Origin of the sequence: Parasediminibacterium paludis, assembly GCF_042651445.1 — a bacterium.
Taxonomy (GTDB): domain Bacteria; phylum Bacteroidota; class Bacteroidia; order Chitinophagales; family Chitinophagaceae; genus Parasediminibacterium; species Parasediminibacterium paludis.
On record NZ_JBHSDC010000003.1, the window covers coordinates 39,062 to 61,394 of the forward strand.

Consider the following 22,333-nt stretch of genomic DNA (forward strand, 5'->3'; position numbering starts at 1 on the left):
ATATCCATAAAAACAAATAAAATGACCATACAACAAGCACAACAAGATATAGACAACTGGATTAAAACTATAGGGGTTCGTTATTTTAACGAACTTACCAATCTTGGCATATTAATGGAAGAGGTAGGCGAGCTTAGTAGGCTAATGGTTCGCAAATATGGTGAGCAATCGTTTAAAGAAAGTGATAAAAATAAAGATTTGGCCGATGAAATGGCCGATGTGTTGTGGGTATTAATTTGCCTTGCCAACCAAACAGGCGTAGATTTAACCCAAGCCCTAGAAAAAAATTTTGAAAAGAAAAATATTAGAGACGCTACAAGGCATTTGGATAATGAGAAATTGAAGTAAACACACATGGCAACCGTTCGCAAGCACATCGTTACAACTTGGATGATTGTAAAAGAAGCCTACCAGCTTTTTGCAGATAATAAAGCCATGCGCATGAGTGCTGCATTAGCTTATTACACTATTTTTTCTATTGCACCTATGCTTATTGTAATTATAAGTTTATGTTATGTATTTTATGGAAAAGCTGCTATCGAAGGCAGTATTTATGGGCAAATACAAGGTTTTGTAGGCAAAGATGCAGCCCTACAAATAGAGCAAGTGATTCGCAACGCCACTACTTCTACAGATATTACTTGGGCGTCTTTTATTGGTGCGGCATCGTTAATTTTTGCAGCTACAGGTGTGTTTGCAGAAATTCAAGATTCTATCAATCAAATATGGCGCTTAAAAGCAAAACCTAAAAAGGGTTGGCTAAAACTCATTATAAACCGAGTACTTAGTTTTTCAATGGTAATAAGTCTTGGTTTTATTTTATTAGTATCACTCATTGTTAATTCTGTACTTGATATGATAGGTGCGCAGCTTTTAAAACTATTGCCACAAGTAGCTATCTATGTGGCTTACAGCATTAATCTATTGATTACTTTTATCACTATCAGCTTATTATTTGCCATCATTTTTAAAGTATTGCCCGATGCTCGTATTAAATGGAAAGACGTTGTTGTAGGGGCTGTTACTACAGCCTTGTTGTTTATGCTTGGTAAGTTTGCCATTGGTTTTTATCTTGGGCGAAGCCATGTAAGCAATAGCTATGGTGCAGCAGGCTCTATGATAATTGTATTGCTTTGGGTATATTATTCTTCCGCTATATTATATTTCGGAGCAGCTTTTACAAGAGCTTATGCTATGTACAAAGGCAGTAATATTTATCCTAACAATTACGCCGTTTGGATTAAAGAGATAGAGCTAGAAAATAAAGACTCTATACATGCTATAATCAATAAAACTATTACTTCTGCCAAGCTTATTTCAACTTTAGAAGAAACCGTGGAAACTGAAGTTAAATAACGGTTTGGAGCTATATTGTTTGCCACTTAAATAATATTTGAAAGCTTTTACTCTACAAATGTCAATACATCAATTTTCTGCGTATTTTAGGCATTATGAGAAAATTAATACTACCTATTGCTTTGTGCATAAGCATACAAATATTTGCACAAGACACCATTACTAAGCAAGACTTAAAAAGTGCTGCAAAAGTTATCGACATCAATTTTACCCAAAAAGAAATTGATACGATGTATGAAGGTGTAAAAGAAAATTTGGATAATTATAAGTTGCAACACAAGCTGTCTTTAAACAACAGTGTGCCGATGAGCTTATGGCAAAGTCCTCTTTTACCAGGTATGACGTTCGCATCTAAGCAAGAACCAATAAATTGGAATATTCCTGCCAACGTACAGATGCCTGCTAACAAAAACGATTTGGCGTTTTATAACATTTTGCAACTCGCATCACTTATAAAAAATAAAAAAATTAGCTCGGTAGAGTTAACTAAGTTTTTTATTGAGCGCTTAAAAAAATATGGCGATACATTACAATGTGTAATTACCATTACTGAAGACACTGCTTTATTGCAAGCGAAGCAAGCAGATATGGCTTTGGCAAAAGGCATTTATAAAAGTCCCTTACAAGGTATTCCTTATGGGTTAAAAGATTTGTTTGCGGTGAAAGGTTATAAAACAACTTGGGGTGCTGCACCTTACAAAAATCAAGTGATAGATGAAGACGCTTTTGTTTATACGCAACTAAAAAATGCTGGTGCGGTATTAGTAGCCAAGCTAACATTGGGGGCATTAGCACAAGGCGATAGATGGTATGGCGGACAAACAAAAAATCCTTGGAATTTACGTTTTGGTTCTTCGGGTTCTTCAGCAGGTTCTGCATCTGCAACGGTAGCTGGCTTAGTACCATTTGCCATCGGTACAGAAACATGGGGCAGTATTGTATCGCCTTCATCTACTTGTGGTGCTACTGGTCTGCGACCAACATTTGGTAGTGTCAGTCGAAGTGGCGCTATGACACTTAGTTGGAGCCTTGACAAAGCTGGTCCAATATGTAGAAGTGCAGAAGATGCGGCTGTGGTATTTGCTTATTTGCATGGCACTGATAATAAGGATGCTTGCGCTGTAAACAGACCTTTTAATTACAAACCAACAGCCGACATTAAGAAAATGAAAGTGGCTTATGCCAAAAATTATTACGATAAAATAACTGACACTAGCCGTAGTGAATGGAAAGTTTTGAATGAGTTTAAGAAAATGGGCGTACAATTAATTCCAGTTAACTTTCCGGATAGTGGTGTGTATAATTTTAATATTATGGATGTGGTTATTAGCGCTGAATGTGCAGCTGCTTTTGACGATTTTACAAGAAATAATATTGACGATGAAATGACTTGGCAAGGTAAATACGACTGGCCAAACAGCTTTAGAGTTGCGCGCTTAATGCCTGCTGTGGAGTATATTAATGCCAATCGCCACCGTTACTTGTTAATGCAAAAAGTAAACGAAGTGGTTAATCAGTTTGATGTGATTATTTGCCCTACTAGAGGTAGTGGTAATCAAACAGCTATTACCAATCTTACTGGACATCCTGTAGTAGTGGTACCTACAGGTTTTGACAAACGTTTTAATACCCCTACAAGCATTACTTTTATTGGTAAGCTCTATGATGAAGCAACTATTTTAAGTGCTGCCAAAGCGTATCAAAATGCCACTACTTGGGATGATATGCATCCACAGATGTTTAAATAAATATGATGATAGTACATAAAAAAGGTCTCGCAGCAAGCGAGACCTTTTTTTATGTATATAAACAACTGTAATTATTTATCTAGCTTTGTTGTAAGCCTTAATAGAGAATACACATTCTTGAATTTTTTTCACCTGCGTTTCTCTATCTTTACCGCGAATGTTAGAATTAGAAGGTATTTTAATTTTAGCGGCTGAAGTATCAGTTTTCTTAAACTCGTCAATTAATTGGTAGATATTTTTACTTTTTATTGCAAATGTTACGCCGTCAGCTTGAGCTTGACGACTACTTAGAATACCAATTACTTCGCCATTTTTGTTCAATACCGGTCCACCACTATTACCAGGATTAGAATTCATTTGTATTTGATAGCTCGTTGTATCACCCTTAAAGCCTCTTAAAGCACTCAAGTAGCCTTGTGTATAAGTGATAGAATTATCATCACGAGGATAGCCAAGTGTAAAAATTTCTTCACCCAAATCTGCACTGGCTTTACCAATAGCGTAAGGTAAAGATTTTAGAGGTTTAAAATCATCATCTTCAATTTTCAATAAAGCAAAGTCGCTTTGCTTATCTACATGAATGATGCTTGCTTTAAATTCATCACCATTGCTATTCACAACAATTGCGTCAGAACCTTTTAAAACGTGCGCATTGGTAGCTATATATCCTTTCGGATCAATTAAAAAGCCTGTACCACCACTTATAACACTTACATTTTCAGGTAGTTTATCTTTTACATTGTCTAAAATGATGCCTTGCACCATTACATTACGTTCCATTTTTGCCATTTTAGAACCTAACAATTCTAATTGGCTACCATTTACTGTAGGTGACAAATACAATGCAATGCAGCTGACCAAAATAGCAATGGCACCTCCAACAGATGCAGCTACTAACAAATCTTTTTTGTAACGATGGTATAACTGGACAACTTTACCTTTCGTCGTTACAATACCACCTTCACTGATTTCGCCTGTAGCCAATAGTTTCGTGTGAACGCTATGTAAAGAATGTTTAAAGTTGCGTTGGAATACATACTCGTCCATTTGACCTAAAAACATGGAGTGTTCAACCACCATTTGATCAATTTCCGGTGTGTTTTTTCTAAGTTGCTCAAAGTAAGCTTGTTCGTCGGGCAGCATACTGCCGTCAAGATAGCGTTCTATCGTTTGCAACATTAAAATGTCTTCGTTGTGAATGTTCATGGCATTTATTCTCCAATATTATATTGCGCAAAAAAGAGCTTTTTTAAGCGCATTAAACATTTATATTTTTGGTTTTTGGCATTATCGGCATTGGTATATCCAAATTCTTTTGCCAAAGCTTGCATATCAATTTTTTTCACGTAAAAACCCTCAAGCAGGCTTTTACATGGTTCGCCAAGGCTGTTTAAAGCCCTATCCATGATTATGAATTCGGCGTTTTTCTTTTCGTGAAACTCGAGCTCATTTTCAACTGCAACAGTTTCTTCAAGGCTATCAATTTGGTTTGAATATCTACCCAGTTGCTGCAATCTTTTAAACCAAAGCCTCCTGCATATGGAATATACATACGTACTAATTTTTGAGGTTAAAACAAATGAATCACTTTTTGCTTTTTCATACAGTGCAATCATTGCTTCCTGAAAAATATCTCTAGCATCGTCGTAACTACCATTGTTGTTGATGATAAAAGTTTGAACCATTGTAAAGTTTTCTTTATAAATGGTTTCAATGGCCTTTGCATCATCTTTTGCCAACCCTTTTAATAATGCTTGTTCGTTTAATTCAACTTTCACGGTGTACTATTTAATACTAGTATGGCAATAAAAGTAACCCAAAATGGCGCTAAAAAATTTTTTTGATTTTTTTTAGAAAAGGGGGTTACCTTTTAGCACGTGGTAGTATTAACTATAAATTCACTCACAACAAAACATTAAAAAATGAAAAAAATTGCTTTCGTAATTGCTTTAGGCGCTTTCGCTGCTTGTAATTCTGGTAAAACTGAAACTCCAGCTGTTGATTCTGTAAAATTAGCTGATTCTATTAAAGTTGCTGATTCTTTGAAAAAAGCTGCTGCTGATACAACTAAGAAAGATACTACAGCTAAAGTTGTTGCTGATTCTACAAAGAAATAATTTACAGAGTAACTATCACGTGAAGAGTGATTTTGAGATGCAGCTTGCAAGCTAGATAGTTAACAAACTCTTTTTCATATGGCAAGCAATCGTTAGAGGCCGTCCTGTTTCCACAGGAGGGCTTTCTTTTTTTATAGATTCCTAAAATGTTAAGTCCATGTAATTTTTTACAATGAACTTAATATTTTACTAATAGTTTAAAGCGCTACTAGAAATGCCATCGTATCTACACCGTCTGCATAATCTACAAGCGAAGGTTGCTGTGCTTTTCCAAATTCAATAAAACCTTTGCCTACGATACATTGAATATCTAAATTTTGCTGCAAAGCTTCTGATAATACTGCTTTATCATTATAATATTCATAATTTATCTGGCTTACTGGCGAAAAGATTGACTCATTTTCTGCTAATACAACCGAATCGTTGGTCATATAAAATTTATTACCCATCATTTGAATCGCTAATTGGTAATCGTAATTGTGCTTGTATTTATGATATAAAAAATAATGATCGTATTTGCGCAAAGCATGTAACAATGGCACAAAATCATACGCTTTGGGTACATACAATTTGGTCACATTTCTACACCCTAATCCGAAGTATAATTGAATATCATCACTCAACTTGTCTAATGCTTCTGTTGTTTCTGTACCATCTAAAACAGCGACAGAAGTTCTATTTCTTCGAATAATATGGGGAAATTTACCAAAGTAATAATCAAAATATCTGCTGCTATTATTGCTACCTGTGGCTATATATGCATCGCAATTTTTTAAATTCTCGGCAAATGACACGTAATTCTGAATCGTTATTTCCCATTCATACAGCTTTTGTACTAAAAATTTTATCAAAACATCATCTTTACTGGAGGCTTTTATGGTTTGTTGATGACCACTAATAAATACACACAAAAAGTCGTGAAAACCTACTAACGGTATATTACCAGCCATTACCACACCTACATTTTTGGGTGAAGCTAGCACATCTTTAACGGGATAGCTATTTGCCCAAGTAACAAGTTTATCTGCTTGTAAAAATTGATTAGCAATATTTTTTACAGACAAATTCACAAAATCTTTAGTAAACCAAGCGTTTAATCTCACTGCTTTATCCTTCGCTTCAAGCCACTCAGCGTCATCGCTCAACATAAATTCACCAAGTTGAACCATTAAATTAATTCTTTGTTGTAAATCCATTTTTATTAAATCAGTTTAGAAGTTTATTTTCGCAGCACTAAAAAACAAAATTACTATTATGGCTATTAAAATAACAGATGAATGTATCAATTGTGGCGCATGTGAACCAGAATGTCCAAATAATGCCATTTATGAAGGCGGTGTTGAATGGGCAATGGCAGATGGTACGTCATTAACTGGCAGTTTTACTTTGCTAGACGGTACAGTGGTAGAGGCAAAACAACGTTTTGCACCTATTAGTGTAGATACTTATTATATTACACCTAATAAATGTACAGAATGTCAAGGTTTTCATGAAGAGCCACAATGTGCTGCAGTATGCCCAGTAGATTGCTGCGTACCAGACGAACTATACGAAGAAACTGTAGAGGCCTTATTAGCAAAAAAAGCGTCATTACACATTTAATTACTGCAAAAGTTTCGGTGCTAAACTTTTTTCGGCCAAAACTGTTTAATATATGCGGTAGTTGATGTGATTTTAATTTAATAAATATTGTTGCTTCAAAACGGCAACATCAGTAACGGGGGGTGATATTTCCCTCCATAAAAGGTGAAAAACGATTATAGTTTTTCACCTTTTGCATTTATTGTTCTTTTCTTTTTTATGATATCGGTAGTAAGATATATCCTGAACACTTGCTGCGTTGCACGCTGTGGCGAATTTTACTTCGTGCCGCTTTTATTTTAGCGCTTGCTTTTTTGCTGTTGCCATTGCTGATGCGTCATTTCGAATTTTAGTTCTTTAGTGCCATGCATACCTACTGCTTTCCAGCCCATTAGTTTGTAAAAAGTAGCAGCCCTTGTGTTGGGTGAGGTGCCAAGCCATACAGTTGCTTTTGTTTGGTCAAAATACCAATTAAGCATAAGATTATGCAATTGTTTGCCTATACCTTTATTTTCGAAATCTGGATGTACAAATAGAGCCCATATATTCTGCGCTTGCAAGTCTACAATAGCAAAACCTACAATGTTATCATCAATAGTACATACCCAACCTTTCCCTCTAGTATTGATAAATTTTTCGCAGTCAGCATCGCTTACCAACGCAGGATTCGATAGTGTATTTTCCTTTACCGCATTACGTATTAATTGCATTTGAGTGATATCTGCTGTAGCTGCTTCGCGTAATACCATTATTGTTGTGTTAAATTCTCTTTCATTTTTTTAGATAAGCCATCAAATACCAACTCGTAGGATTCGTCTATCCATTGTTGTAATTGTTTATTACTTACCGAGCCATCAGGAACAATTGTGTTCCAATGTTTTTTGTTTTGATGATAACCTGGTTGTACACAATCAAAATCAGCACGTAACTGTTCTATTCTATCTGGGTGACATTTGACGTTAAACCTAAAATCTTCGCTATCAAGACTAATTAATAAGAATAGTTTACCGCCTACTTTAAACACCAAAGTCTCTGGTCCAAAAGGAAAGCCTTCTTCAACAAACGGTTTGTCTAAGCAATAATCTCGTAAAGATTCTACATCCATAATTAGTCACTGATTTATCGGAAACAAGTTAAGCATGTTTGCTTAAAATTAACTATTGCATCTCATTGGCTTTATCATAAGCCATTATAAATATGGCGCCAAGGTTTTTATGAGGTGGTATGTAGTCATCAAAACGTTCTTTCATTTCACCTTTAAATTGGGCTTGAAAAGTCTTCCATAGTTGTATCCAATTTAAGTCTCTGCCATTGCGTAATTCGTCGGTAATTTTATTAATTAAGCCTTGGTTTATTACGCCAGTGCCTACCTGTTTCGACGAAATTATCTGCGCTTGTGAGGTGCGTTTTAATACATCGTTTAGACTTTGATAACCACCGCAACTACCTAGTAATACTACTTTAGCAGATGACGGCAATTGATCAATAGTGCTTTTTACAAAATAGCTATGCCCTCTGTGAATAACGACGGTTGGAGCTAGTTGAAGAGAATCTAAATATTTACCCAAATGTTCTTGTGCTTGTGCATCTAAATCTTGTAATTCGTCTAATGGTTTATTCGCGTAAATAGTAATAGGTGTGCCTACGGCAGATTTTACTTCTACCCATTCTGGTTTATTAATGATTTTCCAATAGGCATTTCTAAAATTAGCTAAGAAGGCGTTAAACACATTGTTGCCGTCTTTATCGCCGTAAAAAAACTGCTGAATAATAATACGATTACTGCTGTCTTTCAACAATGCGATAGGCATTTTAAATACTGGATTAATACCTAGTTTTTGGCTTACGTCTATATTATTCGCAGGATCCATTGATAAGAAAATGGTATTTAGTAAATTGTAAATATTTTCACCTCTTGCATTGTTTTTTGCAGTCGCATTTATTAAGTTTATTTGAACTTGTTCAAGAATTAATTTTTGTAATCTTAAATCTAGAATGCTAGCATAACTATCTGCAACATCTACAGCGTCTTCAAGTGTTTTAGTGGTTTCTAAACCTGTAACAAAATTCCGCATCATAGTATCCGCTTCTTTGTCATCCATGCGTTTTAAAAAGTCGGCAAGTGTGTTGTAGGCAGAAGCCATCTTTAAAAACTTCTTATAATAATCATAATGTACAGATTGCAATAAACTATCGCCACGAGGCACATTCATCCTTTCAAATATGCGCTTATACACTCCCAAATAACTACTTGTATAAATTTCTCGCTCGCTCAATACACATAAGTAATATAACTCTGTAGGTGTTAGTTTTTCAATGCGCTTAAATCTTATAGCGTCATTATGTTCATCGTGCAAGCCATTAATAGTATCAATATAGTTTTCTATGCCCTTTGCCTTTAGCTTTTCGGTCAATACTTTTTTTACCAAAGGCGTATCGCCATGTTGCATTCTATCAGTATAATCTATTTCTGTTTTTACTAATAATTTATAATAACCATCAGGGTCATTTTTAAGTTTTGTAAGCGAATCAAGCGAGATTTTATTGCGGTACAATTCATCTAAAAAAGGGAAGTAAACGCGGCCTGAATTCATCAAGGCCAATAAGCCAATTGTTTTGACCAAAGGTTCATTTACCGATTGAATTTTGTTGCCCAATGGCGTTTTACCCGAGGCATAGTTGTAGAGCATTTCCTGGTCGCGATAAGCTTCTGCAATAATTAAGCTATCAGCAAATGCAACTTGTAAATTGTCTTGTAAAATTTTTAAAACCTTTGTAGGGTTGCGTTTACATTGCTTTAAAACGAGTTCGTCTTTACAAGCTTGTAAGCCTATATTATTTTTAAAAGCCACATTACCAGTTAAAATGCTAGACACTTCTAGTTCGTTTGCAGCTATTACTGGGGCAATAGATTTGTTTTTTAATTGTAGCTTCATGCATTGTTCATATGCAAGTATTACATCGCCCAACATAATGGTTTTTATAACTCGCTGCTTGTAGTAATATGTAAAGTCTGTGAGCAGGTTTTCAATGCTTCTTAGCCAAATAAATTTATCGTTTTCAGAAATAGTGCTGTCAAGTTCAATTTTTGCTTGTAAATTATTGACGTGTCTATTTAAAATTTGATATACTTGTTGGTTAATACTTTCATCGGTAGAAGCTTTTAATATGCTGTCATTATTGCTAGTTAGGCGGATGATATTTTGCTGAGCCTCATCAATTTTTACGTGAAATAATTGCCTGTTCAAGGGTACGTTAGGCATGTAAATTTCCGGTTGGGCTTTTGCGATAGCAGTAATAATGATTATTAAAAAAGTAAAGTATAGTTTAGTCATATGCATAATAATGGCAAAAATACTGCCAGATAAGGATTTAACTTGCCGAGTAGTGGGATTTACTGTTAACAATTACATAATGCCTACAAAATGCTTTTATGCCGTTGCTAAAAGTTATTTTTGTGTAAACTTAATGTTAAGATGGAACCAAAAGCAAAACGAATTCTTATTGCTGACGATGAACCCGATATTTTGGAAATTGTGAGTTATAACCTTAGCAAAGAGGGCTACGAAATTTATACTGCCAAAGATGGTAGCGAAGCAGTAGCACAAGCTAAATTGCTTAATCCAGATTTGATTATTTTGGACGTCATGATGCCCCGTAAAACGGGTGTAGAAGTTTGTCAGTTATTAAGAAGTTTACCTGCTTTTCAAGATACATTGATTATTTTTTTAACTGCTATGAGTGATGAAGCCTCGCAAATTAAAGGCTTAGAAACTGGGGCAGATGATTATGTAAATAAGCCAATCAGCCCAAAAGTATTGGTAAGCCGCGTCAACGCTTTGTTCAGAAGATTGAATAAAGAAGAAGGTAAAACTGTAAATGTTGGCAATATCCAAATCGACCCTGTTAAATTTATCGTTACAATAGATGGTAATGAGATAATTCTCGCTAAAAAGGAGTTCGAACTATTGTATTTATTAGCTTCTAGACAAGGCCGCGTATTTCTACGCAATGAAATCTTATCGCAAGTATGGGGTAGTGAAGTGATTGTTGGTGATAGAACCATCGATGTACATATAAGAAAAATTCGCCAAAAATTAAACATAGATTGTATTACTACCGTAAAAGGTGTTGGTTACAAGTTTGAATTATAGGTAGTAAAGATTTAAGCATCAAGAGGGAAGTAACAAGTTTCAATTCAACACTGCGTTTTTGCTGAAACTTGGCATTTTTGCTCCTTGGTTTTTTTGACCTTTATTTTCCTTGAAACCTGTATCTTCAAGCAATATGTTTAGCACCAAAAATTTATCTCCCAAGCAGTTATCTGCGCTCACGGCTTTACTATTGTCAGTGCCCATTGGTATTGGTTTTTTTATTGTGGAAAGTAATTGGTTATTTGGCATTATCAGTGCTGCCATTATCTTCATAGGTAGCTATTTTCTAATAGGTTTTGTACTTGAGTCTTTTATTTACCGAAAAATAAAGCTCATCTACAAATTCATTTACCAAACAAAAGCCAACAAACGCGAAGAAACCTACTATAAATATATTTTACCCAAGAAGAGCATTGATGAAGTAAGTGAGGATGTAGAGCGTTGGGCTGAGCAACGAAGCGCTGAAATTGCTTTGTTAAAAAGCAATGAAGCTTATCGTAAAGAATTTTTGCAAAATCTAGCACACGAGTTTAAAACACCAATTTTTGCGATTCAAGGTTATGTAGATTCTTTACTGGATGGGGCTTTGGAAAACCCAAGTATTAGTAAACGCTTTTTAGAAAATGCAGCTAAGAATGTAGAACGCATGGTAAACTTGGTGGAAGATTTGGACGAAATATCTAAGCTTGAAAGTGGTGAACAACCTTTGTACAAACAAAATTTCATCATTCAAGATTTAGTAAAAGAAGTATACGAAACGTTGTCAATAAAAACAAGTCATTTTAATATTAAGTCTGTTATAAAAAAAGGTTGTGATGCGCCTATAACGGTGTTTGCCGATAAAGAGAAAATAAGACAAGTTGTAAATAATTTGGTAGAAAATGCTACGAAATATGGCAAGCAAAATGGTACTATCACAGCAAGTTTTTATCAAGCAGACGAAGAACGCGTTTTAGTAGAAATTAGTGATGATGGAATTGGCATTTCAGAAGAACATCTCTCTCGCATTTTCGAAAGATTTTATCGTACAGATAGGGGTAGAAGTAGGAATGTGGGTGGCACTGGTTTAGGCTTGGCCATTTGCAAGCATATTATTGAAGCCCATAATCAATCTATTCACGTAAGAAGTACTTTAGATGTAGGCACTACTATTGGTTTTACATTAGAAAGTAAAAGAGATTAGCTGGAAATAATTTACACAAAAACGCCTCATGAAATTCAATTCATGAGGCGTTTTTATTGATTAATTATTCATTCATTATCTTCTCATACCTGGCATACCACCGATACCTGGTAAGCGACCACCCATTGGCATTTTGTTCATCATAGTCATCATTTTTTTCATTTGTTCAAACTGTTTCATGAATGCATTTACCTCGTTTAAATCTTTACCGCTACCTTTTGCTATTCGCGCTTTGCGTTTAGCATCTATCAAGTCCGGATTACTGCGTTCTTCAGGTGTCATACTAAAAATAATAGCTTCAATCCCTTTAAAGCTATCGTCATTTACTTCTACATCTTTAATGGCTTTCCCTACACCAGGAATCATGCCCATTAAATCTTTCAAGTTGCCCATTTTTTTAATTTGTTGCAACTGATCTAGAAAATCTTGAAAGTCAAATTGGTTTTTGCGTATTTTCTTTTCTAGTCGCTTGGCTTGTTCCTCATTGTATTGTTCCTGTGCTTTTTCTACTAAGCTGGTAATATCGCCCATGCCTAAAATACGCTGCGCCATACGCTCAGGATAGAAGATATCTAGCGTATCCATCTTCTCGCCACTGCTCATAAACTTAATTGGTTTATTAACCGTGTATTTAATAGACAAAGCCGCACCACCACGTGTATCACCGTCGAGTTTGGTAAGTACAACACCACTAAAATCTAAACGTTCATTAAAGGTTTTTGCTGTGTTCACAGCATCTTGCCCCGTCATGGCATCTACCACAAATAGTATCTCAGTAGGGTTTACGGCAGCCTTGATATTAGCTACCTCGGTCATCATTACCTCATCTACTGCTAGGCGGCCCGCAGTGTCTATAATGACTACATTTTTGTTGTTAGCTTTAGCATGTTTAATAGCGTTTTGCGCAATTGAAACAGCGTCTTTATTCTCGCGTTCGGCATAAATATCTACACCAATTTGTTCTGCCAAAACGGTTAGCTGGTCTATGGCCGCTGGTCTGTAAATATCTGCCGCAACTACCAATGGGCTTTTGCCTTTTTTGGTTTTAAGATAGGTGGCAAGCTTACCAGTAAAAGTGGTTTTACCACTACCTTGTAAGCCAGCAATTAATATCACCGCAGGGTTACCAGTAATGTTAAAATCTGCTTCTTTACCGCCCACTAGTTCGGTAAGTTCATCTTGCACTATTTTAACCATCAATTGGCCTGGACTAATGGCATTGATTACTTTTTCGCCAGTTGCTTTTTCTTTTACCTTGTCGGTAAATTCTTTGGCTATTTTAAAATTCACGTCGGCATCAACCAATGCGCGCCTAATGTCTTTTACCGTATTGGCAATATTGAGGTCATTAATTCTGGCTTCACCTTTCAGGTTCTTAAACGCACTTTCCAGTTTTTCGCTTAACGAGTTGAACATAGTTGTCTAATTTCTATTAATCACTATAAAAAAAGTGAACCTAAGTGTTCACTTTAAAAGCGTTGCAAATATAGTGGCTTACAGTGTTTAAACTAAAGCTTACTACTAACTAAGTTGCAAATTATTAGCGTTGCAAATTGTCATAATTACGTCATAATCAGTGGTAGAATTATTCTTTTACGTAATGAAATGTCTTATTTTTTACCAACTTATGAACATTTGAAAAAAACATTTGGCTGTGATGTTTTATTTAATATTATTGCAGCCCTACAGTTGTAGTACAAAGCGTTTCGTAATGAGCAAAAGACAATTATTTACTTTAGAATTTCCAGTGAGATGTTCACCAACTATTTTATACGGCTTTTTAAGTTCACCTGCTGGTTTACAAGAATGGTTTGCAGATAAGGTAGACGAGTGGGAAGGCGTATATAGTTTCACTTGGGGCAATGCTGCGCCAGATAAAGCAGAATTTTTAGATAGCGAAGAAGATAAATTTGTGCGTTATAGATGGTTGCATTATGATAAAAACGAGTACTTCGAGTTTAGAATTGAAAAAACTGAAATCTCTAATCAAACTATTTTGGTAATATCCGATTTTGCTGAAAAAAGTGAAATAAAAGACCAAAGCCAACTTTGGGAATACCAAATTAAAGAGCTTTTTCACCGCTTAGGTAGCTAGCAGTTGTAGCAATGCATCAAATGTTGATTTTATAAATGTTTCAATATTATCCCACTCTTGTAGTGGGATTTTTTTTGCTAGTTTTATAAATGGCAATTTTGCAAATTCTTGTTTACTAAATTGGCTAAAGGGCTTATAATTATTGGCTTCAAAGTGATGTTGCCAAGCATCTTCTATGTTGCAACAGAGCAGCCAGTCGTTATCATTAGTAGAAAGCAGCGCAAATATTTGAGCTTGAAATTGTTGCTGATATATGCCAGATAATTGTAGTGTAACACTCAGGCAATTGCCCCACCAAAAAAATGTTCTTATGGCGAATACATCTTGCTTTGCAAATACACGTGGATAGTCTAGCATTACCCACGGCAAACCCAAATAATTTTCACCACGAGCTATTTTAGGTGTAGAAGCCAATACGTTTTCTGGTAAATGGCTTGCCATTATGGCTATTTGCATATCATTTGCTAAAGCACCAAATGCAGTAATCACTTTGTTCGTTATTGTATTCTTTGTTAAAAGCACCGCTGCATTTGTAACTAAGTCTAATTCGGTTGCTGAAAGCTTTATTTTTGTTGCATTCATTATGCAAACCTACGTATTGCACTAGGTTTTTAACCAAATCAGCCAAATACCAACGTGATTAAAAAACTCGACATATTAATTATTAGGGCTTTTATTGGTCCTTTCTTAGCTACTTTCCTAATCTCATTGTTTGTATTAATCATGCAGTTCTTTTGGCTGTATATCGATGACTTGGTAGGTAAAGGTTTAGAAACTTTTGTAATTATTAAATTAATTGGCTATGTAGCAGCCACTTTAATACCAATGGCCTTGCCGCTTGCATTACTATTATCTTCTATTATGACATTTGGTAATCTCGGCGAAACCTTTGAAATCGTCGCAATTAAATCGGCCGGTATACCTTTGCTACGTTTTATGAGACCGCTAATTATTGTTACCATTTTTATTAGTGGCATCGCCTTTTTATTTGCCAATAATATTATCCCTGTAGCGCAGTTAAAACTTGCAGCAACAAAGTATAATATTATTGTATCCAAACCATCGTTCGATATCAAAGAAGGTACTTTTTACAATAAAATTGAAGGCTTTGTAATTCGCCTTGGTAAAAAAGAAAAAGACGATAGCACGATACGCAATGTGGTTATTTACAAAAGAAAGTATGGCTTGCAAGATGATATTATTACAGCAGAAAACGGTACCATGCGTACCACACCCGATAAAAAATACCTTGAATTTACTTTGCGAAATGGTTCTTTGTATCAAGAAAAAGGTGCGCAACAAACTACCAATACACAATTTGTTCGGATGGGCTTCAAACAATATAAAATGTTGTTTGATTTACGGGGTTTCCAAATGACAAAAACGGAAGACAGTACATTTCGTTACGATCCTAAAATGCTGAGTATTCGACAATTAAATACCGCTATCGATTCGCTACAGATTACCGATACTCTGTTTGCTAAAAGAGCCAAGTTTGAGATAGACCCATATTTACCATTCACCAAGTTTAAAGACACCGGTTGGGTGAAAGTGGCGCCAAAGCTGATTCAAAAGAACAAATCTTTTGCAACTATTATACCAGATTCTATTAAATATTTGGTGTATGAAAGAAGTGTTAACGATTTAAACCAAGTAAAAACCAATGTGGGCTTGCTTACAGATTCGTATGTGCGCAAGCAGCAAACCATTCGCTTTCACCAAATTGAGTGGCAACGTAAGTTTACTTTGTCGGTAGCTTGTATGGTATTGTTTTTAATAGGTGCGCCGCTTGGTTCTATTATCCGCAAAGGCGGTTTGGGTACGCCATTGGTATTTGCTATTATCTTTTTTGTCGTATTTCATTTGCTCAACACATTTGGCGAGAAATTTGCAAAGGAAGAAGTTACCAGCGTTTTTACAGGTATGTGGTTATCAACATTGGTGTTAATTCCTGTGGGCTTTTTTCTTACCTACAAGGCCATGGGCGATTCACAATTATTTAATCAAGAAGCTTATTACCGATTGTTTAAAAAGCTACGTACATTTATTAATAACTTTCGTTTTAAAAAATCAGCCATTTAAAATTTTCTATTTATGCAAAACAAACATACTAGCCGAAGAGGCTTTTTAGCCAATACTGCCAAAGCAGGAGCGGCATTAGTAGTTGCCAACACTTTTTTGCCATCATTGGCAAGTGCGGCAAGCCATTTTACACCTACACCTTTTACACAACAACCTTTACCTTATGGCTACAAAGATTTAGAAGTAGCTATAGATGCCACTACTATGGAAATTCATTACACCAAACATGCGGCTACTTATGCTAAAAACTTAAGCGACGCCTTGGTAGCTGAAAAAGTAGATGTAGCCAAAGTAAACTTAGAAGGTTTGATGGCCAATATTTCTAAATACTCGCCTAAAATGCGCAACAATGGTGGTGGGCATTACAACCACGAGTTGTTTTGGCAAAGTATGACGGGCAAAAGCGCCATGAAGCCAAGTGGCAAACTAGCCGATGCCATTACCAAAGATTTTGGTTCTTTCGAGGCCTTTAAAACACAGTTTACCGATGCTGGTAAAAACCGTTTTGGTAGTGGATGGGCTTGGCTAGTCATTACCAACGATAAAAAATTAGTAGTAGGTTCTACACCCAATCAAGACAATCCTTTAATGGACATCAGCGACTTAAAAGGTACGCCACTATTGGGTTTAGATGTATGGGAACACGCCTATTATTTGCGCTATCAAAACAAGCGCCCCGATTATATTAACGCTTGGTGGAACGTTGTAAACTGGGATATTGTTGCCCAACGTTTTCAAGCGGTGTAAATGAAACACTCATTAAAAAGGATGAAGCAACGCTTCATCCTTTTTTTATGTTATTAAGTCGGCAGTAGTAATGCTCTTGTACTGCATTGGCGTCGCAGTGCCGATAGCTATCGGTAGCGGCAGTAGAATATTTGTTGAGGCTTTTTTATTGTACTAAAAAACTTAATAAGTAACTTCTGATTTGTATTTACTCACTATCATTCGTATAATTCATGACATGCATATTCTCTTATTTCCCTACTTTGCATCGCTAAAAGTTTTCTGTTTTGCAAACACCATCACAACAAAATTTTCGGGTACAGCTTGGTATTACAGTGCTTAGCGTGGTGCTGTTTGCAACAAAAATTATCGCTTATTTCTTAACCCATTCGCTTGCCATACTTACCGATGCCTTAGAAAGCATTGTAAATGTATTGGCTGGCTTTATAGGTTTGTATAGCTTATACGTAGCTGCGAAACCAAAAGATAGCGACCATCCCTATGGGCATGGCAAAGCTGAGTTTGTATCATCGGCGGTAGAAGGTACTTTAATTATAGGTGCGGGTATTTTAATTATTGGGCAAACGATTCAAAACTTAATTGATAGTAAACCGATAGCATCGCTTGATAAAGGTTTAATATTAGTAGGTATTACGGGGTTAATCAACTACGTGGCAGGTAACATTTGCCTGCAAATAGGCAGGCGCAACAACTCACTAGCACTAGAAAGTAGCGGCAAGCATTTACAATTAGATACTTACTCTACCATAGCCATTATTGTGGGTTTGGTGGTAATTTTGTACACCCATTGGAATTGGCTAGATACTGCCATTGCTTTAAGTATAAGTGGCTTAATTTTATACAATGGGTATCGAATTATTCGCAAGTCGCTTGCAGGTATTATGGATGAAGCAGATGATGATTTATTAAAACAATTTGTAACCATTTTAAATGCCAATAGAAAACAAAATTGGATAGACTTACACAACCTACGCGTCATAAAATATGGTAGTACGCTGCACGTAGATTGTCACTTAACTGTGCCTTGGTACTTAAACATTCACCAAGCACACGAAGAAATAGACGAACTAAGTGCTATGATTGAAGAGAAATTTGGTAAAGCATTTGAACTATTTGTACATACAGATGGTTGTATGCCTTTTAGCTGTAGCATTTGCGATAAAATGGACTGCACCGTAAGGCAATATTCATTTACCCAAAAAATACCTTTTACGTTAGAGAATATTAGCAGTAATTTGAAACACGGAAGTAATAATTTGGGGTGACCGCCAACCGTTGACCGTGAACCGAAATGGCCTGAGTAATAAACTTACTAGTAATTTCGAACAAACTTATTAGTACATAAACTATAAATTTCAAACCATAAATTAGATATGATGAACGCGTGGAAAGACTACCAACAGCAACATAAAGACCGCTTTTTAGAAGAATTATTGGCTTTGTTACGCATACCTAGCATTAGTGCTAAAAGCGAACACAATGCAGATATGCTTACTTGTGCAGAAGCAGTAAAACAAAGTTTGCTAGCCGCAGGTGCAGATATGGTAACCATTTACCCAACAGCAGGCCACCCCATTGTATATGGCGAAAAAATGGTAGACCCAAGTAAGCCTACTGTATTGGTATATGGGCATTACGATGTACAGCCTGCTGACCCGCTTGAACTATGGAACAGCGGCCCCTTTGAACCCGTAATTATTGATGGTAAAATATTTGCCCGTGGTAGCTGCGACGATAAAGGACAGTTTTACATGCATGTAAAAGCCCTAGAAACACTGGTAAAAACAGGCACACTAAACAACAACATTAAGTTTATAATAGAAGGCGAAGAAGAAATAGGTAGCCCTAACCTAGCCACTTTTGTAAAAGAGAAAAAAGACTTGCTAAAAGCAGATGTGGTGCTAATAAGCGATACCTCTATGCTAAGTATGGATACACCAAGTATAGATGTGGGTGTGCGTGGCCTGAGCTATATAGAAGTAGAAGTTACGGGACCAAACCGAGACTTACACAGTGGTGTGTACGGCGGTGCAGTGGCTAACCCTATTACCATGCTAGCAAAAATGATTGCTGCTTGTCACGATGAAAACAACCACATAACCATACCGGGTTTTTACGATGATGTGGTAGAAGCTACACCCGCAGAAAGAGCGAAAATGGCACAAGCACCATTTGATGAAGCTGCGTACAAAGCAGACCTAGGCGTTACAGAACTTTGGGGCGAGGCAGGCTACAAAACCAATGAAAGAACAGGCATTCGCCCTACACTAGAAGTAAACGGTATATGGGGTGGCTACACAGGCGAAGGTGCTAAAACGGTACTGCCATCAAAAGCATTTGCCAAAATTTCTACACGTTTAGTGCCTAACCAATCATCAGCAAAAATTACTGAGAAATTGCTAGCATATTTTACCCAAATAGCACCCGCAGGTGTTACCGTAAAAGCCAGCGAACACCATGGCGGCGAGCCTTACATGACACCGATAGACAGCTTAGAATACAAAGCTGCTGAAAAAGCAATCACCGCAACTTTTGGCAAAGAACCAATACCTGTACGTGGTGGCGGTAGTATTCCTATTTGTGCGTTGTTTGAAGAAGTATTAGGCATTAAAATAGTGTTTATGGGCTTTGGTTTAGATAGCGATAACCTGCATAGCCCTAACGAGAAATTTGATGTATTTAACTTTTACAAAGGCATAGAAACCATCCCTTATTTCCATCAGTTTTATACAGATATGAAAGGATAGTGTTAAACCTTATGGGTTTGAAATACAATAGCCTCAAAAGTTACACGTTTGAGGCTATTGTGTTTTAATTAGTAAGTGTTTGTATTACTATGATGCTTCAGTTGGTTCACTCTACCGATTGTTTCTGAATGTTTGTTCTGGTTGCTTTTCAGTTAACCAAAAAGTACAAAATCTTGGCGAGATTATTGCCTATTTAGTGAAGTTGTATAGCAAATACAATAACTTTAACCAATGCAAGAAGAACAAGAAACCACCTTTTTCAAAGAAAGCCGACAACGGCTAGAACAATATGTACAAGACAGACTACTACTGCTAAAGCTACAAATGGTGGAAAAAGTATCGCAGTTAATAGCGTTGTTGTTTACAGGCTTAACATTAGCGTTATTAGCATTTTTTATTTTACTCTTTGTAAGCATTATGGCAGGCTATTATTTTGCCAATATTACTGGCAGTTTATACATTGGCTTTGGTATTGTAGCCATGTTCTATATTATACTATTTGTAATGATAGTTTCGCTACGCAAAAAAGTAATAGAGAAGTATATTGTTGATGCGGTAATTAAAATATTCATGGATAAAAGTGCTAGTGATGATGATGACGAATAAACCAAATACAGTACAATCACTCAACGATTTAAAAGCAGAAATTAGATTGGTAAAAAGCCGGATAAAAGCTAGGGAAACCGATCTTGAAAAGCGCTGGGAAAAATTTCCTGAAGAATCCTTGAAGGCAACGATGGGTGCAGTTTTGCCAGCATTTATTAACGATAGGATTGCCGGCGGTACTTGGCAAATACTAAGAGCAATCGGAAGCTTTTTGTTTGACAAACACAAGCAGGGAGAAGCACAACCTTATTGGAAAGAATTATTGGCTTCTTCAGTAAATAAATTTAGCCTATCTGCAATACTAAAATTGATTCTTGGTTTTGTAAAAAGATAATTTATTGAACGGGTTGTAGTTTTAAAATCTCTTTCATAAATTTTTCAGTTTCTAGAATCACACCTAGTACATCTTTTGATTTGATAGGTGAACCAAGTACATGATTTTCTGTGTTTGGCATGGCCACTGCTCTTTTCAAATTTGCAGGTGTACCTAAAGTTGCAATCATGTCTTTTATGGCAGATACTTTTACAACAGGGTCTTGATGTTCTTCGTCTTTGTAATAATAAAGTGCTAATGTGGGTTGTTTTACGGCTTTAAATGTAGCGTCTGTCATAGTTGTTTCTAGTAATTCTTCCAATGCTACAGCGGCTTCTAAGCGGTAGGGTGAGTTCCAATATTTTAAATATTCAGCGCTAGTGTCAGCAGGTACTATATAGTTGCTTTTCTTTACTTTCCTAGCAATTTGCAAACCCCAAGGATTATTCAACAGCCATGCTTTCGAATCGTTGATGGCTATATTGGGTGAGTATAAAATTAAACCAGCTACATCATTAGGAAACATTGCTGCAAGTTTTAAAGCCAATGTGCCACCAGTAGAAGTACTCATTAAAATTACTTTTTTGCCCAATTGCTTACCTATTGCTAACGCCTCTTTCCCACTTTGCCAATAATTATCGGCTGTTAAGTTGATGAGTTGTTCTACTGTATCTATACCATGTTCTGCTAAGCGGCTCAAGTATAAATTACAGCCAAATTCTTTAGCGATGGTTCTATGTGCCGGATTACCTTCTTCTTGGCAAGCACTAAAGCCATGTAGATATACAATAGCATAGTCTGTTGGTTGTCTTAAACTGTCTTTCCAAACAATTCTTGCTTCGTTATTGGGTTTTAGTTTATGCTGCGCTTCAATATTATCTACATAGTTGTCAATACCTGAAGCACTTGATGGCACGGAAGGCAAATGCGTATCGTAAGTAGGTGTTGCAGGATGTGGCCCTAGCATATACACAATGATCAATGTACCCAAAAGTGTCAGCAATATTTTCATCCACCATTTCATAATATGTAATTTAATATTATATAATTTTATAACTGTTAGTTTCTATTTGCTGCTTATATTTCTTTTTAAGTAGCTGTTGTAATCAGGTATTAAGGCTTCGTATTCTTCATGCATAAAAGGCGATGTGATTATAAAATCTGCTGTTGAGCGGTCGCAAGCCATAGGAATATTCCAAACGGCACATAAGCGTAATAAGGCTTTTACATCAGTATCGTGGGGTTGCGCTTCCATTGGATCCCAAAAAAATATCACGATATCAATATCACCTGTGGCTATTAAACTACCTATTTGTTGGTCACCACCAAGCGGTCCACTTAAAAATTTCTTGACGGGTCTATCCAAAGCCTCTTCTACCATCTTACCCGTTGTGCCAGTAGCAAATAATTCGTGCCGAGCAAGTACATGTTTATTAAAAATAGCCCATTGGCTCATTTCTTCTTTTTTATGGTCATGAGCTATTAAGGCGATGCGTTTGCGCGTACTTAGTTTTTTGGTAACAGACATGGTACAATTTTACGGTGTTAAATATAGGGTTTAATTATCGCCCTAAAAATGCCAATAAAATTGCTTCGCAAACGCA

The 22,333-nt window shown here is 36.2% G+C and carries 24 protein-coding genes; 14 read left to right on the top strand and 10 right to left on the bottom strand.

The window, feature by feature from the left end; translation table 11 throughout:
• Positions 1 to 21: 21 nt before the first annotated feature.
• From ACFOW1_RS03870 to ACFOW1_RS03880, 3 genes are all read left to right on the top strand, one after another.
• Positions 22 to 348: a nucleotide pyrophosphohydrolase gene (locus ACFOW1_RS03870; protein ID WP_379012399.1), complete on the top strand. Its 327-nt coding sequence runs from the start codon at positions 22 to 24 to the stop codon at positions 346 to 348.
• Positions 349 to 354: 6 nt separating this feature from the next.
• Positions 355 to 1,356, top strand: coding sequence for a YihY/virulence factor BrkB family protein (locus ACFOW1_RS03875; RefSeq protein ID WP_379012400.1), 1,002 nt, complete (start codon positions 355 to 357; stop codon positions 1,354 to 1,356).
• 95 nt (positions 1,357 to 1,451) lie between these two features.
• Positions 1,452 to 3,104, top strand: coding sequence for an amidase (locus ACFOW1_RS03880; RefSeq protein ID WP_379012401.1), 1,653 nt, complete (start codon positions 1,452 to 1,454; stop codon positions 3,102 to 3,104).
• A 75-nt stretch (positions 3,105 to 3,179) separates the two neighbouring features.
• On the opposite strand, the gene ACFOW1_RS03885 is transcribed toward ACFOW1_RS03880, so the two are convergent.
• Together ACFOW1_RS03885 and ACFOW1_RS03890 are read right to left on the bottom strand one after the other, a co-directional pair.
• On the bottom strand, positions 3,180 to 4,310 hold the full coding sequence (locus ACFOW1_RS03885) for a S1C family serine protease (protein ID WP_379012402.1): 1,131 nt from the start codon (positions 4,308 to 4,310) through the stop codon (positions 3,180 to 3,182).
• Positions 4,311 to 4,315: 5 nt separating this feature from the next.
• The gene (locus tag ACFOW1_RS03890) at positions 4,316 to 4,882 is read right to left on the bottom strand and encodes an RNA polymerase sigma factor (protein WP_379012403.1); all 567 of its coding nucleotides are present in this window, start codon (positions 4,880 to 4,882) and stop codon (positions 4,316 to 4,318) included.
• Positions 4,883 to 5,026: 144 nt separating this feature from the next.
• Here ACFOW1_RS03890 and ACFOW1_RS03895 point away from each other — a divergent pair, with 144 nt between their 5' ends.
• Positions 5,027 to 5,221 (top strand): hypothetical protein, encoded by a 195-nt coding sequence (locus tag ACFOW1_RS03895; protein ID WP_379012404.1) that lies wholly within the window; start codon positions 5,027 to 5,029, stop codon positions 5,219 to 5,221.
• Between the two features lie 197 nt (positions 5,222 to 5,418).
• On the opposite strand, the gene ACFOW1_RS03900 is transcribed toward ACFOW1_RS03895, so the two are convergent.
• Positions 5,419 to 6,417 carry an acyl-CoA reductase gene (locus ACFOW1_RS03900; RefSeq protein WP_379012405.1) on the bottom strand — a complete coding sequence of 333 codons (999 nt, stop codon included), beginning with the start codon at positions 6,415 to 6,417 and terminating at the stop codon, positions 5,419 to 5,421.
• Between the two features lie 58 nt (positions 6,418 to 6,475).
• Here ACFOW1_RS03900 and ACFOW1_RS03905 point away from each other — a divergent pair, with 58 nt between their 5' ends.
• Positions 6,476 to 6,823: a 4Fe-4S dicluster domain-containing protein gene (locus ACFOW1_RS03905; RefSeq protein WP_379012406.1), complete on the top strand. Its 348-nt coding sequence runs from the start codon at positions 6,476 to 6,478 to the stop codon at positions 6,821 to 6,823.
• A 278-nt stretch (positions 6,824 to 7,101) separates the two neighbouring features.
• Here the strand turns inward: ACFOW1_RS03905 and ACFOW1_RS03910 are convergent, their stop codons facing one another.
• Genes ACFOW1_RS03910 through ACFOW1_RS03920 form a run of 3 tightly spaced genes read right to left on the bottom strand, consistent with a single transcriptional unit; the run spans position 7,102 to position 10,137 of the window.
• Positions 7,102 to 7,551 carry a GNAT family N-acetyltransferase gene (locus tag ACFOW1_RS03910; protein ID WP_379012407.1) on the bottom strand — a complete coding sequence of 150 codons (450 nt, stop codon included), beginning with the start codon at positions 7,549 to 7,551 and terminating at the stop codon, positions 7,102 to 7,104.
• Positions 7,551 to 7,907: an MmcQ/YjbR family DNA-binding protein gene (locus ACFOW1_RS03915; RefSeq protein ID WP_379012408.1), complete on the bottom strand. Its 357-nt coding sequence runs from the start codon at positions 7,905 to 7,907 to the stop codon at positions 7,551 to 7,553. The genes ACFOW1_RS03910 and ACFOW1_RS03915 overlap by 1 nt, the downstream gene beginning before the upstream one ends.
• A gap of 52 nt (positions 7,908 to 7,959) precedes the next feature.
• Positions 7,960 to 10,137, bottom strand: a complete 2,178-nt coding sequence (locus tag ACFOW1_RS03920; RefSeq protein ID WP_379012409.1) for a hypothetical protein — start codon at positions 10,135 to 10,137, stop codon at positions 7,960 to 7,962.
• 141 nt (positions 10,138 to 10,278) lie between these two features.
• Here ACFOW1_RS03920 and ACFOW1_RS03925 point away from each other — a divergent pair, with 141 nt between their 5' ends.
• Positions 10,279 to 10,956, top strand: a complete 678-nt coding sequence (locus ACFOW1_RS03925) for a response regulator (RefSeq protein ID WP_379012410.1) — start codon at positions 10,279 to 10,281, stop codon at positions 10,954 to 10,956.
• 133 nt (positions 10,957 to 11,089) lie between these two features.
• Positions 11,090 to 12,139 carry a sensor histidine kinase gene (locus ACFOW1_RS03930; RefSeq protein WP_379012411.1) on the top strand — a complete coding sequence of 350 codons (1,050 nt, stop codon included), beginning with the start codon at positions 11,090 to 11,092 and terminating at the stop codon, positions 12,137 to 12,139.
• 75 nt (positions 12,140 to 12,214) lie between these two features.
• Here ACFOW1_RS03930 and ffh read toward each other — a convergent pair whose 3' ends face one another.
• Complete coding sequence (ffh, locus tag ACFOW1_RS03935; protein ID WP_379012412.1) at positions 12,215 to 13,555, bottom strand: signal recognition particle protein; 1,341 nt, start codon at positions 13,553 to 13,555, stop codon at positions 12,215 to 12,217.
• Between the two features lie 295 nt (positions 13,556 to 13,850).
• On the opposite strand from ffh, the gene ACFOW1_RS03940 reads away from it, so the two are divergent.
• Positions 13,851 to 14,234 (top strand): START-like domain-containing protein, encoded by a 384-nt coding sequence (locus ACFOW1_RS03940; protein WP_379012413.1) that lies wholly within the window; start codon positions 13,851 to 13,853, stop codon positions 14,232 to 14,234.
• Here ACFOW1_RS03940 and ACFOW1_RS03945 read toward each other — a convergent pair.
• Positions 14,223 to 14,816 carry a hypothetical protein gene (locus tag ACFOW1_RS03945; RefSeq protein WP_379012414.1) on the bottom strand — a complete coding sequence of 198 codons (594 nt, stop codon included), beginning with the start codon at positions 14,814 to 14,816 and terminating at the stop codon, positions 14,223 to 14,225. The genes ACFOW1_RS03940 and ACFOW1_RS03945 overlap by 12 nt on opposite strands.
• A gap of 54 nt (positions 14,817 to 14,870) precedes the next feature.
• On the opposite strand from ACFOW1_RS03945, the gene ACFOW1_RS03950 reads away from it, so the two are divergent.
• The 6 genes from ACFOW1_RS03950 to ACFOW1_RS03975 all read left to right on the top strand — a co-directional run bounded on the left by ACFOW1_RS03950 (position 14,871) and on the right by ACFOW1_RS03975 (position 20,750).
• The gene (locus tag ACFOW1_RS03950; RefSeq protein ID WP_379012415.1) at positions 14,871 to 16,316 is read left to right on the top strand and encodes an LptF/LptG family permease; all 1,446 of its coding nucleotides are present in this window, start codon (positions 14,871 to 14,873) and stop codon (positions 16,314 to 16,316) included.
• Between the two features lie 12 nt (positions 16,317 to 16,328).
• Positions 16,329 to 17,063 (top strand): Fe-Mn family superoxide dismutase, encoded by a 735-nt coding sequence (locus ACFOW1_RS03955; RefSeq protein WP_379012416.1) that lies wholly within the window; start codon positions 16,329 to 16,331, stop codon positions 17,061 to 17,063.
• A gap of 266 nt (positions 17,064 to 17,329) precedes the next feature.
• Positions 17,330 to 18,328, top strand: a complete 999-nt coding sequence (locus tag ACFOW1_RS03960) for a cation diffusion facilitator family transporter (protein ID WP_379012417.1) — start codon at positions 17,330 to 17,332, stop codon at positions 18,326 to 18,328.
• 108 nt (positions 18,329 to 18,436) lie between these two features.
• Positions 18,437 to 19,810 (top strand): dipeptidase, encoded by a 1,374-nt coding sequence (locus tag ACFOW1_RS03965; RefSeq protein ID WP_379012418.1) that lies wholly within the window; start codon positions 18,437 to 18,439, stop codon positions 19,808 to 19,810.
• Between the two features lie 231 nt (positions 19,811 to 20,041).
• A complete protein-coding gene (locus ACFOW1_RS03970; RefSeq protein WP_379012419.1) occupies positions 20,042 to 20,416 on the top strand; it encodes a phage holin family protein in 375 nt (124 codons plus the stop codon).
• Complete coding sequence (locus tag ACFOW1_RS03975; RefSeq protein ID WP_379012420.1) at positions 20,403 to 20,750, top strand: hypothetical protein; 348 nt, start codon at positions 20,403 to 20,405, stop codon at positions 20,748 to 20,750. Before ACFOW1_RS03970 ends, ACFOW1_RS03975 begins: the two co-directional genes overlap by 14 nt.
• 1 nt (position 20,751) lies before the next feature.
• Here ACFOW1_RS03975 and ACFOW1_RS03980 read toward each other — a convergent pair whose 3' ends face one another.
• Positions 20,752 to 21,753, bottom strand: a complete 1,002-nt coding sequence (locus ACFOW1_RS03980; protein WP_379012421.1) for an alpha/beta hydrolase — start codon at positions 21,751 to 21,753, stop codon at positions 20,752 to 20,754.
• A gap of 42 nt (positions 21,754 to 21,795) precedes the next feature.
• Complete coding sequence (locus tag ACFOW1_RS03985) at positions 21,796 to 22,257, bottom strand: methylglyoxal synthase (protein WP_379012422.1); 462 nt, start codon at positions 22,255 to 22,257, stop codon at positions 21,796 to 21,798.
• Between the last annotated feature and the right edge of the window lie 76 nt (positions 22,258 to 22,333).

Bases quoted from the DNA above. Each gene is read 5' to 3' on its own strand.
- ACFOW1_RS03985 (WP_379012422.1), bottom strand. From the start codon at position 22,257: ATGTCTGTTACCAAAAAACTAAGTACGCGCAAACGCATCGCCTTAATA.
- ACFOW1_RS03875 (WP_379012400.1), top strand. From the start codon at position 355: ATGGCAACCGTTCGCAAGCACATCGTTACAACTTGGATGATTGTAAAA.
- ACFOW1_RS03930 (WP_379012411.1), top strand. From the start codon at position 11,090: ATGTTTAGCACCAAAAATTTATCTCCCAAGCAGTTATCTGCGCTCACG.
- ACFOW1_RS03965 (WP_379012418.1), top strand. From the start codon at position 18,437: ATGATGAACGCGTGGAAAGACTACCAACAGCAACATAAAGACCGCTTT.
- ACFOW1_RS03880 (WP_379012401.1), top strand. From the start codon at position 1,452: ATGAGAAAATTAATACTACCTATTGCTTTGTGCATAAGCATACAAATA.
- ACFOW1_RS03870 (WP_379012399.1), top strand. From the start codon at position 22: ATGACCATACAACAAGCACAACAAGATATAGACAACTGGATTAAAACT.
- ACFOW1_RS03895 (WP_379012404.1), top strand. From the start codon at position 5,027: ATGAAAAAAATTGCTTTCGTAATTGCTTTAGGCGCTTTCGCTGCTTGT.
- ACFOW1_RS03900 (WP_379012405.1), bottom strand. From the start codon at position 6,417: ATGGATTTACAACAAAGAATTAATTTAATGGTTCAACTTGGTGAATTT.
- ACFOW1_RS03910 (WP_379012407.1), bottom strand. From the start codon at position 7,551: ATGGTATTACGCGAAGCAGCTACAGCAGATATCACTCAAATGCAATTA.
- ACFOW1_RS03920 (WP_379012409.1), bottom strand. From the start codon at position 10,137: ATGACTAAACTATACTTTACTTTTTTAATAATCATTATTACTGCTATC.
- ACFOW1_RS03975 (WP_379012420.1), top strand. From the start codon at position 20,403: ATGATGACGAATAAACCAAATACAGTACAATCACTCAACGATTTAAAA.
- ACFOW1_RS03970 (WP_379012419.1), top strand. From the start codon at position 20,042: ATGCAAGAAGAACAAGAAACCACCTTTTTCAAAGAAAGCCGACAACGG.
- ACFOW1_RS03955 (WP_379012416.1), top strand. From the start codon at position 16,329: ATGCAAAACAAACATACTAGCCGAAGAGGCTTTTTAGCCAATACTGCC.
- ACFOW1_RS03945 (WP_379012414.1), bottom strand. From the start codon at position 14,816: ATGAATGCAACAAAAATAAAGCTTTCAGCAACCGAATTAGACTTAGTT.
- ACFOW1_RS03980 (WP_379012421.1), bottom strand. From the start codon at position 21,753: ATGAAATGGTGGATGAAAATATTGCTGACACTTTTGGGTACATTGATC.
- ACFOW1_RS03915 (WP_379012408.1), bottom strand. From the start codon at position 7,907: ATGGATGTAGAATCTTTACGAGATTATTGCTTAGACAAACCGTTTGTT.
- ACFOW1_RS03885 (WP_379012402.1), bottom strand. From the start codon at position 4,310: ATGAACATTCACAACGAAGACATTTTAATGTTGCAAACGATAGAACGC.
- ACFOW1_RS03925 (WP_379012410.1), top strand. From the start codon at position 10,279: ATGGAACCAAAAGCAAAACGAATTCTTATTGCTGACGATGAACCCGAT.
- ACFOW1_RS03905 (WP_379012406.1), top strand. From the start codon at position 6,476: ATGGCTATTAAAATAACAGATGAATGTATCAATTGTGGCGCATGTGAA.
- ffh (WP_379012412.1), bottom strand. From the start codon at position 13,555: ATGTTCAACTCGTTAAGCGAAAAACTGGAAAGTGCGTTTAAGAACCTG.
- ACFOW1_RS03940 (WP_379012413.1), top strand. From the start codon at position 13,851: ATGAGCAAAAGACAATTATTTACTTTAGAATTTCCAGTGAGATGTTCA.